Origin of the sequence: Pelomonas baiyunensis (genome assembly GCF_043555935.1) — a bacterium.
GTDB classification, from domain to species: domain Bacteria; phylum Pseudomonadota; class Gammaproteobacteria; order Burkholderiales; family Burkholderiaceae_C; genus Pelomonas; species Pelomonas baiyunensis.
In genome coordinates this window covers 65,679-81,561 of record NZ_JBIGIB010000005.1, presented here as the reverse complement: position 1 = coordinate 81,561, position 15,883 = coordinate 65,679, and the positions used below count along the sequence as shown (strand labels likewise).

The window sequence follows — 15,883 nt, the reverse complement described above, 5'->3', positions numbered from 1 at the left end:
GCAGGCGCAGGGGCTGGCGGGGGTGCCGCCGGCGGCCCGACGGTGCGGCCGATGGGTGCGGGGACCGGTGCAGGAACGACCGGGAGTACGGGCAGCTGGACACGCCCGAGCCTGCCCACGGATCGCCCGGTCGAGCGCCCGACCGGCCTGCCCACCACTCAACCCACCCGCGACGCGCAAGACGCCGCACGCCCCACCGGCCGCGACGCTCCGGCCAAAGACCTTCCCACCAAAGACGCACCCGCCAAAGACGCACCTGCCAAGGACACCGCCACGCCGGCCACCACGTCGACGACGCCCGCCCCACCGCGCGAGGGCGATGCCCCCAGCAACACCACCACTCCGGCACGCCGCGACGGTGAAGCTCGCGACGCCCGAGACCCGCGCGACGACACCCGCACCATGCCCAAGCCCGGTGACGCCGAGGCCCGCCCGCCCCGGGCGGAGCGGCCGGAGCGGAGCGAACGGGCCGAACGCGTGGAGCGCCTGTTGAGCGCCCTGCCCTGGGCCCTGGAGCGCGACCCTGCAGGCGCTGCGGTGCGTCGCGCCGAAGTGACGCTGTGGTTGCCGGAGCGCGCCGTGTGGCCGCCGGCGCTGCACACCTCCGGCTTCACCGTGCTGCGCGAGCGCGAGGTGCTGGGCCGCCGCCTGGTGGTGCTGCGCCCACCGGCGGGCATGGCGCTGGCCGACGCCGTGGCACAGGTCAGCCAATGGTTCCCGCGGGCGGAGGTGGACTTCAACCATCTGATGCTGGACAGCGGCCGTGCCGAAGCCGCGCCGAACAACGCCTCAGCGCCCCGCCCGGCCCCGCCGCCGCCCGCGGCCCCTTCGCGCCCCGGCCCACCGCCGGCCCTGTTGCATGTGGGCTTGATCGACGAAGCCCTGGAGCCCGCGCCGGAACTCATGGACGCGCACGTGCAGGCCTGGCGCTGCCCCGAGCCCGCCGCCGAGCTGCCCCGGGGCCACGGCACCGCCGTGGCGCGCGTGCTGGTGCGGCAGTTGCGCCAGGCCGGGCGGCCGGCCGTGCTGCATGCCGCCGACCTGGGCTGCGGCCCGGGCGCGGTGGATGCCATGGCCACCGCGCTGCAGCAGATGGCGCAGGCCCGGGTGCCGGTGGTGAACCTGAGCGCGGTGGGCCCGCACAACCGGGTGATGGCCGCCGTGGTGGCAGCCTTTCTGGCGCGCGGGCACCTGTTGGTGGCGGCCGTTGGCAACGACGGCCCGGCCGCCCCGCCGCTGTACCCCGCCGCCTACCCCGGTGTGGTGGGCGTGACTGGGGTGGACGCGCAAGGCCGCGTGCTGCTGGAGGCTGGCCGGGGCGAGCACGTCGCCTTCTCGGCCCTGGGCGTGGTGGAACTGGACGGCCCCGACGGCAGCCGGCGCGTGTGGCGCGGCACCTCGTTCGCCGCGCCGGTGGTAGCCGCAGCGCTGGCCCAGCGCCTGCCTGCCCCTGACGCGCGGCGCGCCGCCGACGCGGTGGCCGATCTGGCCCGCCACGCACGCGACCTGGGCGAGCCAGGCTGGGACCGCGTCTACGGCCACGGCCTGGTGGAGCCAGACACGGTGCGCCTGGCGGGCCCGGCCGAACGCCGCTGACATTCCGACACAACGCGCCTGCCGGGCGAGGGAATAAAGCAGGCGCCTGCCGCGTTCATGCAGGCAACCGGGGCCGCTGTCGTGCGCCGGCATCAACTGCGGAGAGTTTCATGAGCAAGCGCACTTCCCTTCTGCGTATCGCCCTGGCGGGCAGCGTGGCCGCCGCCGTGCTGGCGGCCTGCGGCGGCGGTGGCTCGGGGGCCACGGCCTCGGGCCCCAGCGTCACGCCGATGTCCTACAGCCTGCAGACCTACATCACCGACAACCTCGCGACTGAGTACTCCAAGGTCTGGGTCACGCTGAAGAAGATCACCGCCGTGGACGGCAGCGGCAGCGAAGTGACGCTGCTGGACGCCACGGCCAGCCCGGTCACGGTGAACCTGTCGTCGCTGGCGGACGTGGGGCAGTTCATGTCCACCGTGACGCTGCCCGCCGGCCTGTACGCGCAAGTGAAGGTGACGCTGGGCAACAGCGTGCAACTGGTGTCGCTCAACGGCGCCACCACCGTCAACGCCAAGTTCAACAGCACGGGCGCCGACCTGGTGTGGACGATTCGCGACCTGGACGTGAACCCCGCCAACAGCGGCCAGCTGGTGCTGGACTTCAACCTCGCCAAGTTCACTTACGACGCCACCACCGGCATCGTCACACCCGTGATCGAGCGGCGCGACGCGGGCGAGGCCTTCGGCAAGTTCATCCGCCAGCACGCCGAGGTGCACGGCACCGTGAGCGCGGTGAACGTGAGTGCGGGCACCTTCACGGTGACGGGCACGCGGCTGGGCGGCAGCGTGATCGTGAAGCTGGCCACCGACGCCACGCTCATCAACGAACAAACCCAGGCCAAGCTCACGCTGGCCGACCTGGCCGTGGGCGCCACCGTCGAGGTCAAGGGCACGGTGACCCCCGGCGCCACCACGGCCGACCCGGCCACCGTCACCACCGCCGTCGTGCACGTGCTGCCTGCCGGCAGCAGCAGCACGGGCACCGACGCCGTGCCGCGCCTGCGCGGCGCGGGCACCATCACCGCGGTGAACAGCAGCAAGATCACGGTGTCGCTGACCGACGCCAACTTCCTGCCCAGCAGCAACAGCGTGGTGGTGGACACCGCCAGCGCGCGCTTTTCCCACGGCCAGAGCAGCGACCTCGCCGTGGGCGTGGCGGTGCACTTCACCGGCACGGCCAGCAGCAGCGCCAGCACGGCCATCACCGCCAAGGTGGTGGATGTGGACGGCGCGTCGTCCACCCCGCGCAGCGGCGACAAGTTCACCTCGGGCGTGCAGGGCAAGGTGTCGGCCGTGGCCAGCAGCACGGCCTTCACGCTGGTGGTCAGCAACAGCAACAGCAGCGTGCCTGCCGGCACCTACAGCGTGGACGCCACCAACGCGCGCTACGAGTCCGGCACGGCCACCTGCCTGGTGGTGAACGCCCAGGTGAAGGTGCGCGGCGCGCTGAGCGGCAGCACGCTGACCGCCACCGAAATCGAGATCCCGGGCTGCGCCGGGCAGGGCCGCTCGTCGCCGGGTCATCACTGACGTCACCGGCATGGCGTAGGCTGGCGGCCCACCGTTGAGGGTTCGCCCGCCTGCCCATGCCTCTGCTGTCGATCGTCCGTTCGCTGCTGCTGTTGCGCTTATCCCGGCGGAGCGCTGGGCCCGCCGGTGTTCGCGCGGCCCACACGCAAAAGCGAACACACCCCTGGGGCATCGCGGTCGGCCTCATCGCTTTTCTGAGTGCCACCGCCGGTCACGCTGGCGAGCCGCTGAAGGTGGCCACCTTCAACCTGCGGCTGAACTTGGCCAGCGACGGCGCTGACGCCTGGCCCCACCGCAAGGCCCACGTGCTGGCCATGGCGCGCTACCACGGCTGGGACATCCTGGGCACGCAAGAAGGCCTGCCCGACCAGATCGCCGACCTGGAGCAGTTGGAGGGCTTCACCCGCGTGGGCGTGGGCCGGGACGACGGCGCCTCGCGCGGCGAGCATGCCGCCATCTTTGTGCGGCACACCCGCTTCGAGGTGAAGCGCTCGGGCACCTTCTGGCTCAGCGAAACGCCGGAGCGCCCCTCCAAGGGCTGGGACGGCCGCTGCTGCCACCGCATCGCCACCTGGGTGGAGCTGCGCGACAAACAAGCCCCGGCGTCGGCGGGCAGCTTCTACGTGTTCAACACGCATTTCGACCACGAAGGCGTGGTGGCGCGCCGCGAGTCCGCCCGGCTGCTGCTGTCCCGGTGGCAGGCGCTGGCGGGCACGGCCCCGACGCTCGTGATCGGCGACTTCAACAGCAGCCCCGGCAGCGAGCCCGTGCGCCTGCTGGAAGCCGCGTTGCTGAACGCCCGCGACACCACCCGCACGCCGCCCTACGGCCCGGAGGGCACGTTCCAGGCCTTCCGCATCGACGCACCGCTGCCGGCGCAGGAACGCATCGACCACATCTTTCACACCCCCGGCATCGAGGTGCTGCAGTGGGGCGCGCTGACCGACTCGCTGCGCGGCCGCTGGCCGTCAGACCACCTCCCGGTGGAAGTGCGCGTGACGCTGCCGGACGCGCCCCGCTGATCGGCTGCGGGGGTGCGTGGGGCTGACCGATCCAGCCTCAGCGCCCGTCACGGCCGCAGGCAACGCCCATCGGCTGTGAGTGCGACGCGCCAGCGGCGCAACAACGCCGGGTTCGCATCCAGCCGCGTGTGGCCCCAATGGCCTCCGGCACAGCCGCTGTTTGGGCGGCCGGCGGCTTCCACGCAGCGATCAGCCGGCCCGGCGTGATGCCTCCTGCGCCGGGCACAGCGCGGCGTGGGGGCGACGTACATCGTCACGCCCCAGGGCCGCGGCTGGTGGCTGTGCAGCACGTCGTCGGCCATGTCATCACGCGTCTGCCCCACCTGCACGGTGGTGCGGCCTTGGGGGCGGTGTGCAGGCCGATGATGGGGGCCGTGGTGGGCGTCGTGATGGGCGCTGATGCAGCGCCGGCGCCCGAGGCCCCCAATGCCACGAATGCCCCCAATACCCCCAATGCCCCCCACGAGCACGCTGCAGCCCAACCGTCGAAGGATCGACGTCATGCGCCGCATGCGATAGCGCCATCAACCGCTTTGCACGGAGGTCTCGCCGCAGGCTGCCAGGCCGCCGCGCTGCCGTCCGACAGCAGGGGCTTTGGCCCGCCGGCACACTGCGGCCATGCCGCGTGCCGATGTCGACCTGATCACCCGCCGCCCCGAGGGGCTGTACTGCGCGGCGGGCGACTTTTTCATCGACCCCTGGCGGCCGGTGGCGCGCGCCGTCGTCACCCACGCGCATGCCGACCACTGCCGCGCCGGCCACGGCAGCTACCTCGCCCACCGCGATGCCGAGGGCCTGATGCGCGCCCGCATCGGGCCGGAGTTGCGCCTGCAAGGCCTGGCTTACGGTGAAGTCGTGCACCTCAACGGCGTGGCGCTGAGCCTGCACCCGGCCGGCCATGTGCTGGGCTCGGCCCAGGTGCGCGTGGCGCACGGTGGGCAGGTGTGGGTGGTGTCGGGGGATTACTTCGTCAGCGGTGCGGGCGATGTGAACGACACGTGTGCCCCGTTCGAGCCCGTGCGCTGCGATGTGTTCATCACCGAAAGCACCTTCGGCCTGCCCATCTACCGCTGGGCGCCGCAGCGCGAGGTGCTGGCCGGCATGCGGGCCTGGTGGGCCGACTGCGCCGCGCAAGGCCGCCACGCGCTGTTGATGGGCTACAGCCTGGGCAAGGCGCAACGGCTGCTGGCCGGCCTGGCCACGGCCGACGCCCCCGGGCCGGTGTTCGTGCACCCCGCCGTGGCGCGCATCAACGACGCATACCGTGCCGCAGGCGTGGCGCTGCCCGAGGTGCCCGCCGTGACGGCAGACGCGTCGCTGAAGCGCCAGCGGGGCGCGCTGGTCATCGCGCCACCCGCCGTGCATGGCAGCCGCTGGGCGCAAGCGCTGGGCCCGCACAGCGACGCCTTTGCCAGCGGCTGGATGCGGCTGCGCGGTGCCCGCCGGCGCCGGGGCGTGGACCGCGGCTTCGTCTTCAGCGACCACGCCGACTGGCCCGGGCTGCTGAGCGCCATCCGCGCCACGGGTGCATCGCGCGTCATCGTCACGCACGGCGACGAAGGTGCGCTGGTGCGCTATCTCACGGAACTGGGCCTGCAGGCTGAAGCCTTCGCCACCGAGTACGGGGATGAAGCGCACGGCGTGGAGGCGGCCGAGTGAGCGCCGCGGCTGCCCACCCCGCGCACGCGTGCGCCCGCGGGGCGGAAGACGCCGCAAGCGGAAAGGCGCCCGCATGAAACGCTTCGTCGCGCTCTACCTGGCGCTGGACGCCAGCACCTCCACGCTGGCCAAGGTGGCCGCGCTCAAGCACTACCTGGCGCAGGCCCCGGCGCGAGACGCCGCCTGGGCGGTGTACCTGCTCGCGGGCGGCACGCCCCGCCGCGCCGTGCCCACGCGGGAACTGCGCGCCCTGGCCTGCGAGGCCGCCGGGCTGCCCGACTGGCTGTTTGAGGCCGGCTACGCCGCCACGGGCGACCTGGCCGAGGCGATTGCGTACGTGCTGCCCGACCCGGTCGACACCTGGGACCTGCCGCTGGCCGACTGGATGGAGCAGCGCATCTTGCCGCTGCGCGGGCTGGCGCCCGAGGCCCGACGCGAGGCGGTGCTGGACGCGTGGCGGGGCCTGTCGGCGGACGAGCGCTTCATGTTCGTGAAACTGGTGGGCGGCGGCTTTCGGGTGGGGGTCAGCAAGCTGCTGGTGCAGCGGGCGCTGGCGGCGTGGTCGGGGGCCGATGCGGCTGGTATCGCGCAGCGCATGATGGGCTACACCCAGATCGACACGCCGCCCACGGCCGAACGGTTTCAGGCACTGTTGGCCGACGACACGAGCGGCCACCGCGGGGGCCAACCCTACCCCTTCTTTCTGGCGCATCCGTTGGCCGCCGAGCCGGCCACCCTAGGCCCGCGCGACGGCTGGCTGGCGGAGTGGAAATACGACGGCATCCGCGCCCAGGTGGTGAAGCGGCAGGGGCAGGTGTGGATCTGGTCGCGCGGCGAAGAGCTGGTCACCGAACGCTTCCCCGAGGTCGCACTGGAAGCCGGGGCCTGGCCCGACGGCACGGTGGTGGACGGCGAACTGCTGGCCTGGGCGCACGGCGACACCGCACCGGCGCCGTTCGCGCTGCTGCAAAAGCGCATCGGCCGCACGCGCCTGACACAAGCCGTGCTGCGGGAAGCGCCGGTGCGCCTGCTGGCTTACGACCTGCTGGAGAGCGACGGCATCGACCGCCGGGCCGAGCCGCTGGAGACGCGCCGGGCCCGCCTCGTGCCGCTGGGCGTTGCGGTGTCGCCGCTGGTGGAGGCGGCCGACTGGGCCGGGCTGGCCGCGGCCCGCGAGGGCGCACGCGAGCGGCGGGTGGAAGGCCTGATGCTCAAGCACCGGGCGTCGGCCTACGGCATTGGCCGCACCGGCAGCGCCTGGTGGAAATGGAAGGTGGCGCCGCTGAGCGTGGACGCGGTGCTGATCTACGCCCAGGCCGGCCACGGGCGGCGCGCCAACCTGTACACCGACTACAGCTTTGCGGTGTGGAACCGGGCGCCGCGCGATGCCGCTGAAGCACAAGCCGCGCTGGACGCACCGGGGACCGAGCTGACGCTGGTGCCCTTTGCCAAGGCGTATTCGGGCCTGACGGACGCCGAGATCCAGCGCGTGGACCGCGAGATCCGCCGAACGACGGTGGAGAAGTTCGGCCCCGTGCGGCGCGTGCGGCCGACGATGGTGTTCGAGTTGGGCTTTGAGGGCATCCAGGCCAGCAGCCGCCACAAAAGCGGCTTGGCCGTGCGCTTCCCGCGCATGCTGCGCATCCGCGACGACAAGCCGCTGCACGAGGCCGACACGCTGGCGACGCTGCGCGCGCTGATGGAGACCGTTCCCCATGACGACGAAGATCGCGACAAAGACAGCCACAACGAAGGCGACGAAGACCGCGCCCCCAACGGCCACAACCGCGGCGACCACTGACTGGCTCGCCGCGCGCGGCTGGAAGGCGTTCCCCTTCCAGCGCCAGGTGTGGCGCGACATCGCGGCCGGGCGCTCGGGGCTGCTGCACGCCACCACCGGCTCGGGCAAGACGCTGGCGGTGTGGCTGGGCGCGCTGCAGGCGCTCAGCGCCACCGAGGCGCCGCTGACGGTACTGTGGGTCACGCCGATGCGGGCCTTGAGCCAGGACACGCTGCGGGCCTTGCAAGACGCGGCGGCGGTGCTGGCGCCGCACTGGTCGCTCGCCGCGCGCACCGGAGACACGTCCTCGGGCGAACGCGCTGCACAGCAACGCCGCTGGCCCACCGCCCTGGTGACGACGCCCGAGTCGCTGAGCTTGATGCTCGCGCGTGCGGACGCCCCCGAGGTGATGCACCGCGTGCGGCTGGTGGTAGTCGACGAATGGCACGAATTGCTGGGCAGCAAACGCGGCGTGCAGTTGCAGCTGGCCCTGGCGCGGCTGCGGCACTGGAATCCGGGCCTCATGACCTGGGGCTTGTCCGCCACGCTGGCCAACCTGGAGGAAGCGGCCGACACGCTGGCGCCCGGCGCGGTGCTGGTGCGCGGCGCGCAAGACAAGGCAATCGACATCGACACGCTGCTGCCCGCCCGTATTGAGCGGTTTGCGTGGAGCGGCCACATGGGGCTGAGTCTGTTGCCGGCGGTGATCGAGCGCATCGCCAGCGCCGCCAGCTCGCTGGTGTTCACGAACACGCGATCGCAGTGCGAACGCTGGTTTCAGGCGCTGCTGGACGCGCGCCCGGACTGGGCCGGCCTGGTGGCCCTGCACCACGGCTCGCTGGATGCCGAGGCGCGCACTTGGGTGGAAGCCGCCATGAAGTCGGGTCAGCTCAAATGCGTGGTTTGCACCGCAAGCCTGGACCTGGGCGTGGACTTCCTGCCCGTGGAGCAGGTGCTGCAGATCGGCTCGGCCAAGGGCGTGGCGCGGCTGCTGCAACGCGCCGGCCGCAGCGGCCACGCACCGGGGCGCCGCTCGCGCGTGACGCTGGTGCCCACGCACAGCCTGGAGATTTTGGAAGCCTCCGCCCTGCGCGCGGCCGCGCAGGCCGGGCAGATCGAGCCGCGCCGGGCGCCCGAAGCGCCGCTGGACGTGCTGGTGCAGCACCTCGTCACGGTTGCGCTCGGCGGCGGCTTTCGGCCCGACGAGTTGCGGGCCGAGGTGCGCAGCGCGCCGAGTTATCGGGCCTTGAGCGACGACGCGTGGCAGTGGGCGCTGGCCTTCGTGCGGCACGGGGGCGAGTCCTTGCGCAGCTACCCGGACTTCCAGCGCGTGGTGCCGGATGAATCCGGCGTCTGGCGCGTGCCCGACGCGCGACTGGCCCGGCGCCACCGCAGCAACATCGGCACCATCGTGTCAGACGCGGCCATGAGCGTGCAGTTCCTGACCGGTGGCCGCATCGCCACCGTGGAAGAAGGCTTCATCGCACGGCTGCGCCCGGGCGACGTCTTTTTGCTGGGCGGCCGCTCGCTCGCGCTGGTGCGCGTGGAGGGGCTGACGGCGTACGTGCGCACTGCCCCGCCCGGCAAAGCCCTGCTGCCCCGCTGGGACGGCGGCCAGTTCCCGATCTCGGACACCTTGGCAGGCGCCATGCTGGCCCGCTTCGACGAGGCGGGCCAGGGCCGCCTGGCCGACCGCGAGATGCGCTTCATCGAGCCGCTGCTGGCGCTGCAAGCGACATGGTCCGCACTGCCGGGCACCGAGCGACTGGTGGCCGAGGTGATGACCTCGCCCGAGGGCCACCACCTCTTCCTCTTCCCGTTTGCCGGGCGCACGGTGCACTTGGGCCTGGCCGCGCTGCTGGCCTGGCGGGTGGGGCGCGACACGCCGGCCACGTTTTCCATGGCCATCACCGACTACGGGCTGGAACTGCTGAGTGCCACGCCCATCGATTGGGCCGCCCGCTTGAGTGCCCTGCTCGCACCCGTGGACCGCGACACGCTGCGCGAGGAGGTGCAGGCCAGCCTGAACGCCAGCGAGTTGGCACGCCGGCGCTTCCGCGAGATTGCGCGCATCGCCGGGCTCATCTTCCAGAGTCACCCCGGCGAAGCGCGCAGCCAGCGCCAGCTGCAGGCGTCGGCCTCGCTGTACTTCGACGTCTTCCAGCAGCACGACCCGGGCAACCGCCTACTGCAACAGGCGCAGCAGGAGCTGCTGTCGGCCGAGCTGGATGTGGATGCGCTGGGTGCCGCGCTGACGCGCATGGCCCGTCAGACCCTGGACCTTCAGCATCCCGCACGCCCGACGCCGCTGGCCTTTCCGCTGTTGGTGGAACGGCTGCGAGAGCGTGCGAGCACGGAGTCGCTGGCGCAGCGCTTGGCGCGCATGTTGGCGGAACTGGAGTCGGCCGCTGGCGGGCAGGCCGTGGCCGATGTGAGTGCACGGCTGGCGTTCAGCCAAGGCGACAGTAAGCCCGCACCTCGCCGCACGCGGAGGTCCCGCCGATGAGCCTGCCGTTGATGGCTGCAGGCACGCAGCTCTCCTTGCTGCCCGAGGGTGCGGTGTGGTGGCCGGCGCAGCGCACCCTGTTTGCGGCCGACCTGCATCTGGGCAAGGGTGCGGCGTTTCGGGCGCAAGGGCAGCCGGTGCCGGCCGGCAGCACCGCGCACACACTGGCGCGGCTTCAGCGCCTGGTCGAAGCCCACGAGGCCGAACAGCTCGTGGTGCTGGGCGACTTCTGGCATGGCGCAACAGGCCTGACGCCTGCCGTGCTGGACGCGGTCTCCGGCTTCGCGACGGCGGTACCCACCGTGCTGGTGCTGGGCAACCACGACCGGCGCATCCACCCGCCCGGCCTGCCCGTGCACGCCCTGCACGGCCCGTGGACGGTGGGAGCACTCACCGCAGCGCACGAGCCCCCTGTTGCCGACGCGCCGGGCTTCACGCTCGCGGGCCACTGGCACCCCGCGGTGACCCTGGGCAGTCGCGCGGGCGATCGGCTCCGGCGCCCCTGCTTCGTGCACTACACCCACGCGCTGGTGCTGCCCGCCTTCGGCGCCTGGACGGGGGCGCTCACCCGGACGCCACGAGACTGGAGCGCTGAAGGCGCCGAGATCGCTGTGGTCGGCGACGGCCAGGTGCACTGGCTGTACCGGGCGAAATGAGGCCCATGTCCAGACGAAAAAAAGCCCGCTCAAGGCGGGCTTTCCAGTTCAGCGTGCGCTGAGCTTATTCAGCGGCTTCGCCAGCGGTCTCGCCTTCGGCGCGATCCACCAGTTCCACGTAGGCCATCGGAGCGTTGTCGCCCACGCGGAAGCCCATCTTCAGGATGCGGGTGTAGCCGCCCGGGCGGTTCGCGAAACGCGGGCCCAGTTCGTTGAACAGCTTGCCGACGATGTCGCGGTCACGCAGACGGTCGAAAGCCAGGCGGCGGTTGGCCAGCGTGGGTTCCTTGGCGAGCGTGATCAGGGGCTCAACCACGCGGCGCAGTTCCTTGGCCTTGGGAACCGTGGTCTTGATGGCTTCGTGCGTGAGCAGCGAAACGCACATGTTGCGCAGCATGGCAGCGCGGTGAGCGCTGGTGCGGTTGAGTTTGCGGAGGCCGTTACGGTGACGCATGGTGCTTTTCCTTTCACTTCATTAATGCCGCCAGCCGGATCAGGTACTGGCGGGTGCACCGGGTGGCGTTGGTCAGCGCGCCACCCTTCTAAAAATTAACGCTTGTCGAGACCTTGGGGAGGCCAGTTCTCGAGACGTGCGCCCAAGGTCAGGCCACGCGAGGCGAGGACTTCCTTGATTTCGTTGAGCGACTTGCGACCCAGGTTCGGGGTCTTCAGCAGCTCGGTCTCGGTACGCTGGATCAGGTCGCCGATGTAGTAGATGTTTTCGGCCTTCAGGCAGTTGGCCGAACGCACGGTCAGCTCGAGCTCGTCGACCGGACGCAGCAGGATCGGATCGAAGCTGCTGGAGCGCTGGGCCGGCTGGTCGAAGGCATCGACCAGGTCGGTGCCCTGCAGCTGGGCGAACACGGCGAGCTGTTCCACCAGGATCTTGGCCGAAGCACGGATCGCTTCCTCAGGCGAGATGGCGCCGTTGGTTTCGATTTCCATGACCAGCTTGTCCAGGTCGGTACGCTGCTCGACGCGAGCGTTTTCGACGGCGTAGCTGACGCGCTTGACGGGCGAGAACGAAGCGTCGAGGACGATGCGGCCAATGCTCTTGGTCGGCTCGTCGCCGAAACGGCGCATCGTGCCGGGCACATAGCCACGGCCCTTCTCGACCTTGATCTGCATGTCCAGCTTGCCACCTTGCGACAGGTGGGCAATGACGTGCTCGGGGTTGATGATCTCGACGTCGTGCGGGGTCTGGATGTCAGCCGCCGTGACAGGGCCTTCACCTTCCTTGCGCAGGACCAGGGTCACTTCTTCGCGGTTGTGCAGACGGAAGACGACGCCCTTGAGGTTCAGCATGATGTGAACCACGTCCTCTTGCACGCCGTCGATGGCCGAGTACTCGTGCAGCACGCCAGCGATCGTCACTTCCGTCGGCGCATAACCCACCATCGACGAGAGCAGCACACGGCGCAGGGCGTTGCCCAGGGTGTGACCGTAGCCGCGTTCGAACGGCTCCAGCGTGACCTTGGCGCGATGACCGCCCAGGGGCTCCACGTTGATGGACTTGGGTTTGAGCAAGTTGGTTTGCATGAGGTCTTTCTTTCAATACCCTCGGTTCGTTACACCGATAAGGCTGAGGACCAGCCGGGCAGAGCCTTCGAAGGGCCAATAAGCCCGGACGAGGAAACGCCGACCGCACCCTTTCAGGCGTGGTCGGCGGGGGGAACGATTAACGCGAGTACAACTCGACGATCAACGATTCGTTGATCTCGGCACCGAACTCATCGCGGTCCGGGGCCTTCTTGAACACGCCTTCGAGCTTCGTGCCGTCCACGGCCACCCAGGCCGGCAGGCCGATGGAGTCCGCCAGCTTGAACGACTCGGTCACGCGCAGTTGCTTCTTGGCCTTTTCGCGCACGGCGACGGTGTCACCGGCCTTGACCATGTAGGAAGCGATGTTCACGACTTCGCCGTTCACCACGATGCCCTTGTGCGACACGAGCTGACGTGCTTCAGCGCGGGTCGAGCCGAAGCCCATGCGGTACACGACGTTGTCCAGACGCGATTCCAGCAGTTGCAGCAGGTTCACGCCGGTCGAGCCCTTGCGGCGCTCGGCTTCAGCGAAGTAGCGGCGGAACTGACGCTCCAGCACGCCGTACATGCGCTTGACCTTTTGCTTCTCGCGCAGCTGCAGACCGAAGTCCGAGGTGCGCTGGCCCGACGTGCGGCCATGCTGGCCCGGCTTGCTGTCGAACTTGGCCTTGTCGCTGATGGCGCGGCGGGCGCTCTTCAGGTAGAGGTCGGTACCTTCACGGCGGGAAAGTTTGGCCTTGGGGCCGAGATAACGTGCCACTTTGCGTGTCCTTCAATCAATCTGACGCCGAGTCGAGGAGTCCCGAACTTGGCGCGAGTCCAGCCGATGTTGTTTTGGGCTTGGACGGTGGGCTTACGAGCCTGCACCGGCTGGCGAGGCTCAAGACTGAAGCCGGCGTGGCACTACAGCGCCACGCCGGCTTCGGGAAAACGCGCGATTATCGCACCGTCATCCGAATCTGCAACTCCAAATCACCCAGGGGTGACGGGTCTTAGATGCGACGACGCTTTTGCGGACGGCAGCCGTTGTGCGGCACCGGGGTCACATCCGAGATCGAGTTGATCCGGATGCCCAGGGCGGCCAGCGCACGAACCGACGACTCACGACCCGGGCCCGGGCCCTTGATCTTCACGTCCAGGTTCTTGATGCCCTGCTCTTGAGCCGCGCGACCGGCCACTTCAGCCGCCACCTGGGCTGCGAAAGGCGTCGACTTGCGCGAGCCCTTGAAACCCTGGCCGCCCGACGAAGCCCAAGACAGGGCGCCGCCTTGACGGTCGGTGATGGTGATGATGGTGTTGTTGAACGAAGCGTGAACGTGCGCGATGCCGTCAGCAACGTTCTTGCGGACCTTCTTGCGAACGCGCTGAGCCGCCGAATTGTTGGGTGCCTTTGCCATATTGACCTTCTTTCAGTTCGGATCAGCGATCACTTCTTGCCGGTAGCCGCCGACTTGCGCGGACCCTTGCGGGTACGGGCATTCGTACGGGTACGCTGACCACGCATCGGCAGGCCGCGACGATGGCGGAAGCCGCGGTAGCAACCCAGGTCCATCAGACGCTTGATGTTGATGGACTGTTCGCGACGCAGATCGCCTTCGATCGTCAGCTTGTTGACTTCATCACGGATCTTTTCCAGATCGGAGTCCGTCAGGTCCTTGACCTTCTTGTCGAACGGGATGCCGCAGGTGGTGCAGATCTTCTGCGCGGTCGTACGGCCAATGCCGTAGATCGACGTCAGACCGATCTCAGTGTGCTTTTGCGGCGGAATGTTGATACCAGCAATACGTGCCATGGTGGTCCTCTAGTCCTGTCGTGCGGCCAATCAGCCCTGGCGCTGCTTGTGGCGCGGGTCGGTGCAGATCACACGCACCACGCCCTTGCGGCGGATGATCTTGCAATTGCGGCACATCTGCTTCACCGATGCCGAAACTTTCATGGTCTGCTCCTTGGCCTAACTCTTATGCGCTCTTGACGCGTTCCCGGGGGTTCAAACAGCTCACTTCGCCCGGAACACGATGCGAGCACGACTCAAATCGTACGGTGTCAATTCCACGGTCACTTTGTCACCAGGCAGGATCCGGATGTAGTGCATCCGCATCTTGCCCGAGATGTGTCCAAGGACGACATGCCCGTTTTCCAACTTCACCCGAAACGTGGCGTTGGGGAGGTTCTCAAGAATCTCGCCCTGCATTTGAATGACGTCGTCTTTCGCCATGCCCAACGTTTCAGAGTGGTTGAATAGAAACCTTATCTCTTGATCCGATCAGTTCTCGCCCATCAGTTGGGCTTGAAGCTGGCCTTCTTCAGCAGCGATTCGTACTGCTGACTCATGATGTAACTCTGCACCTGAGCCCAGAAGTCCATCGTCACAACAACGATGATCAACAGCGACGTACCACCAAAGTAGAACGGCACGTTGTACTTCAGCGTCAGGAACTCGGGCAGCAAGCACACCAGCGTGATGTACACGGCACCCGCCAACGTCAGGCGCGAGAGGATCTTGTCGATGTGCTTGGCTGTTTGCTCACCCGGACGAATGCCCGGAATGAACGCGCCGCTCTTCTTCAGGTTGTCTGCCGTTTCCCGGCTGTTGAACACCAACGCCGTGTAGAAGAAGCAGAAGAAGACGATCGCAGCCGAGTACAGCAACACGTAGATGGGTTGCCCAGGGCTCACCATCGACGCCAAATCCTTCAACCAGCGCATGCCGTCGCCCGTGGCCACCCAACTCACAATGGTGGTGGGCAGTAGGATGATCGACGACGCAAAGATCGGCGGAATCACCCCGGACATGTTGAGCTTCAAGGGCAGGTGAGACGACTGACCACCATAAACCTTGTTACCCACCTGGCGCTTGGCGTAGTTCACCAGGATCTTGCGCTGACCGCGTTCGACAAAGACCACGCCGTAGGTCACAAAAACCACCAGCGAGATCACCACCAACGCAGAGCCGTAGCCCATCGCACCGGTACGGACCAACTCGAACAACCCGCCAATCGCGCCAGGCAAACCTGCTGCGATACCGCCGAAGATCAGAATCGAAATGCCGTTGCCGAGACCGCGTTCGGTGATCTGCTCACCCAACCACATCAGGAACATCGTGCCAGCCACCAAGCTGGAAACCGCCGTCAGACGGAAACCGAACCCCGGGTTCAGCACCAGGCCCGCCGAGCCTTCCAACGCCAGCGCAATCGACAGGCTTTGGAAAAGCGCAAGACCCAGCGTCGCGTAACGCGTGTACTGCGTGATCTTGCGGCGACCGGACTCGCCCTCCTTCTTCAACTGCTCGAGCGATGGAATGACGTAACCCATCAGCTGCAGAACAATCGACGCGGAGATGTACGGCGTGATGCCCAACGCGAACACCGTGAAGCGCGACAGCGCGCCGCCGGAGAACATGTTGAACAAGCTCAGGATGCCGCCCGACTGACCCTTGAAAAATTGGGCCAGCTGGTTAGGGTCGATGCCCGGCACCGGAATGTGGGCGCCGATGCGGTAGACAACCAGAGCCAGCAGCAAGAACACAAGCCGGCGACGCAGGTCGCCAAACTTGCCGCTCTTGGCCAGCTGATTCGCGTTGGTAGCCACGC

Annotated in this window: 15 protein-coding genes; 7 read left to right on the top strand and 8 right to left on the bottom strand. The window is 68.8% G+C overall.

The genetic code is table 11. The annotated features are described in order from the left end of the window. Nucleotides 1–51 precede the first annotated feature (51 nt). From ACG01O_RS17235 to pdeM, 7 genes are all read left to right on the top strand, one after another. On the top strand, nucleotides 52–1,596 hold the full coding sequence (locus ACG01O_RS17235; RefSeq protein WP_394386499.1) for a S8 family serine peptidase: 1,545 nt from the start codon (nucleotides 52–54) through the stop codon (nucleotides 1,594–1,596). A gap of 110 nt (nucleotides 1,597–1,706) precedes the next feature. Continuing rightward, a complete protein-coding gene (locus ACG01O_RS17230; RefSeq protein ID WP_394386497.1) occupies nucleotides 1,707–3,128 on the top strand; it encodes a DUF4382 domain-containing protein in 1,422 nt (473 codons plus the stop codon). Nucleotides 3,129–3,184: 56 nt separating this feature from the next. Beyond that, entirely contained in the window at nucleotides 3,185–4,150 is a 966-nt protein-coding gene (locus ACG01O_RS17225) for an endonuclease/exonuclease/phosphatase family protein (protein ID WP_394386495.1), read from the top strand. A 618-nt stretch (nucleotides 4,151–4,768) separates the two neighbouring features. Continuing rightward, entirely contained in the window at nucleotides 4,769–5,809 is a 1,041-nt protein-coding gene (locus ACG01O_RS17220; protein ID WP_394386492.1) for a ligase-associated DNA damage response exonuclease, read from the top strand. A 73-nt stretch (nucleotides 5,810–5,882) separates the two neighbouring features. After that, complete coding sequence (locus ACG01O_RS17215) at nucleotides 5,883–7,610, top strand: ATP-dependent DNA ligase (RefSeq protein WP_394386490.1); 1,728 nt, start codon at nucleotides 5,883–5,885, stop codon at nucleotides 7,608–7,610. Further along, a complete protein-coding gene (locus tag ACG01O_RS17210; RefSeq protein WP_394386488.1) occupies nucleotides 7,525–10,095 on the top strand; it encodes a ligase-associated DNA damage response DEXH box helicase in 2,571 nt (856 codons plus the stop codon). The genes ACG01O_RS17215 and ACG01O_RS17210 overlap by 86 nt, the downstream gene beginning before the upstream one ends. After that, nucleotides 10,092–10,751 (top strand): ligase-associated DNA damage response endonuclease PdeM, encoded by a 660-nt coding sequence (pdeM, locus tag ACG01O_RS17205; RefSeq protein ID WP_394386486.1) that lies wholly within the window; start codon nucleotides 10,092–10,094, stop codon nucleotides 10,749–10,751. Before ACG01O_RS17210 ends, pdeM begins: the two co-directional genes overlap by 4 nt. A gap of 64 nt (nucleotides 10,752–10,815) precedes the next feature. Here pdeM and rplQ read toward each other — a convergent pair whose 3' ends face one another. The 8 genes from rplQ to secY form a co-directional block, all read right to left on the bottom strand. After that, the gene (gene rplQ / locus ACG01O_RS17200; protein WP_394386484.1) at nucleotides 10,816–11,205 is read right to left on the bottom strand and encodes a 50S ribosomal protein L17; all 390 of its coding nucleotides are present in this window, start codon (nucleotides 11,203–11,205) and stop codon (nucleotides 10,816–10,818) included. Nucleotides 11,206–11,300: 95 nt separating this feature from the next. Then, nucleotides 11,301–12,290 (bottom strand): DNA-directed RNA polymerase subunit alpha, encoded by a 990-nt coding sequence (locus tag ACG01O_RS17195; protein WP_056194188.1) that lies wholly within the window; start codon nucleotides 12,288–12,290, stop codon nucleotides 11,301–11,303. 139 nt (nucleotides 12,291–12,429) lie between these two features. Continuing rightward, a complete protein-coding gene (gene rpsD, locus ACG01O_RS17190) occupies nucleotides 12,430–13,053 on the bottom strand; it encodes a 30S ribosomal protein S4 (RefSeq protein WP_394386482.1) in 624 nt (207 codons plus the stop codon). 232 nt (nucleotides 13,054–13,285) lie between these two features. Next, nucleotides 13,286–13,690 (bottom strand): 30S ribosomal protein S11, encoded by a 405-nt coding sequence (rpsK, locus tag ACG01O_RS17185; RefSeq protein WP_056194196.1) that lies wholly within the window; start codon nucleotides 13,688–13,690, stop codon nucleotides 13,286–13,288. Between the two features lie 29 nt (nucleotides 13,691–13,719). After that, on the bottom strand, nucleotides 13,720–14,085 hold the full coding sequence (gene rpsM, locus ACG01O_RS17180; RefSeq protein WP_394386479.1) for a 30S ribosomal protein S13: 366 nt from the start codon (nucleotides 14,083–14,085) through the stop codon (nucleotides 13,720–13,722). A 30-nt stretch (nucleotides 14,086–14,115) separates the two neighbouring features. After that, nucleotides 14,116–14,229 (bottom strand): 50S ribosomal protein L36, encoded by a 114-nt coding sequence (rpmJ, locus tag ACG01O_RS17175; RefSeq protein WP_056194202.1) that lies wholly within the window; start codon nucleotides 14,227–14,229, stop codon nucleotides 14,116–14,118. Between the two features lie 60 nt (nucleotides 14,230–14,289). Then, entirely contained in the window at nucleotides 14,290–14,508 is a 219-nt protein-coding gene (gene infA, locus ACG01O_RS17170) for a translation initiation factor IF-1 (protein ID WP_009855680.1), read from the bottom strand. A 62-nt stretch (nucleotides 14,509–14,570) separates the two neighbouring features. Beyond that, nucleotides 14,571–15,881, bottom strand: coding sequence for a preprotein translocase subunit SecY (secY, locus tag ACG01O_RS17165; RefSeq protein WP_394386475.1), 1,311 nt, complete (start codon nucleotides 15,879–15,881; stop codon nucleotides 14,571–14,573). Between the last annotated feature and the right edge of the window lie 2 nt (nucleotides 15,882–15,883).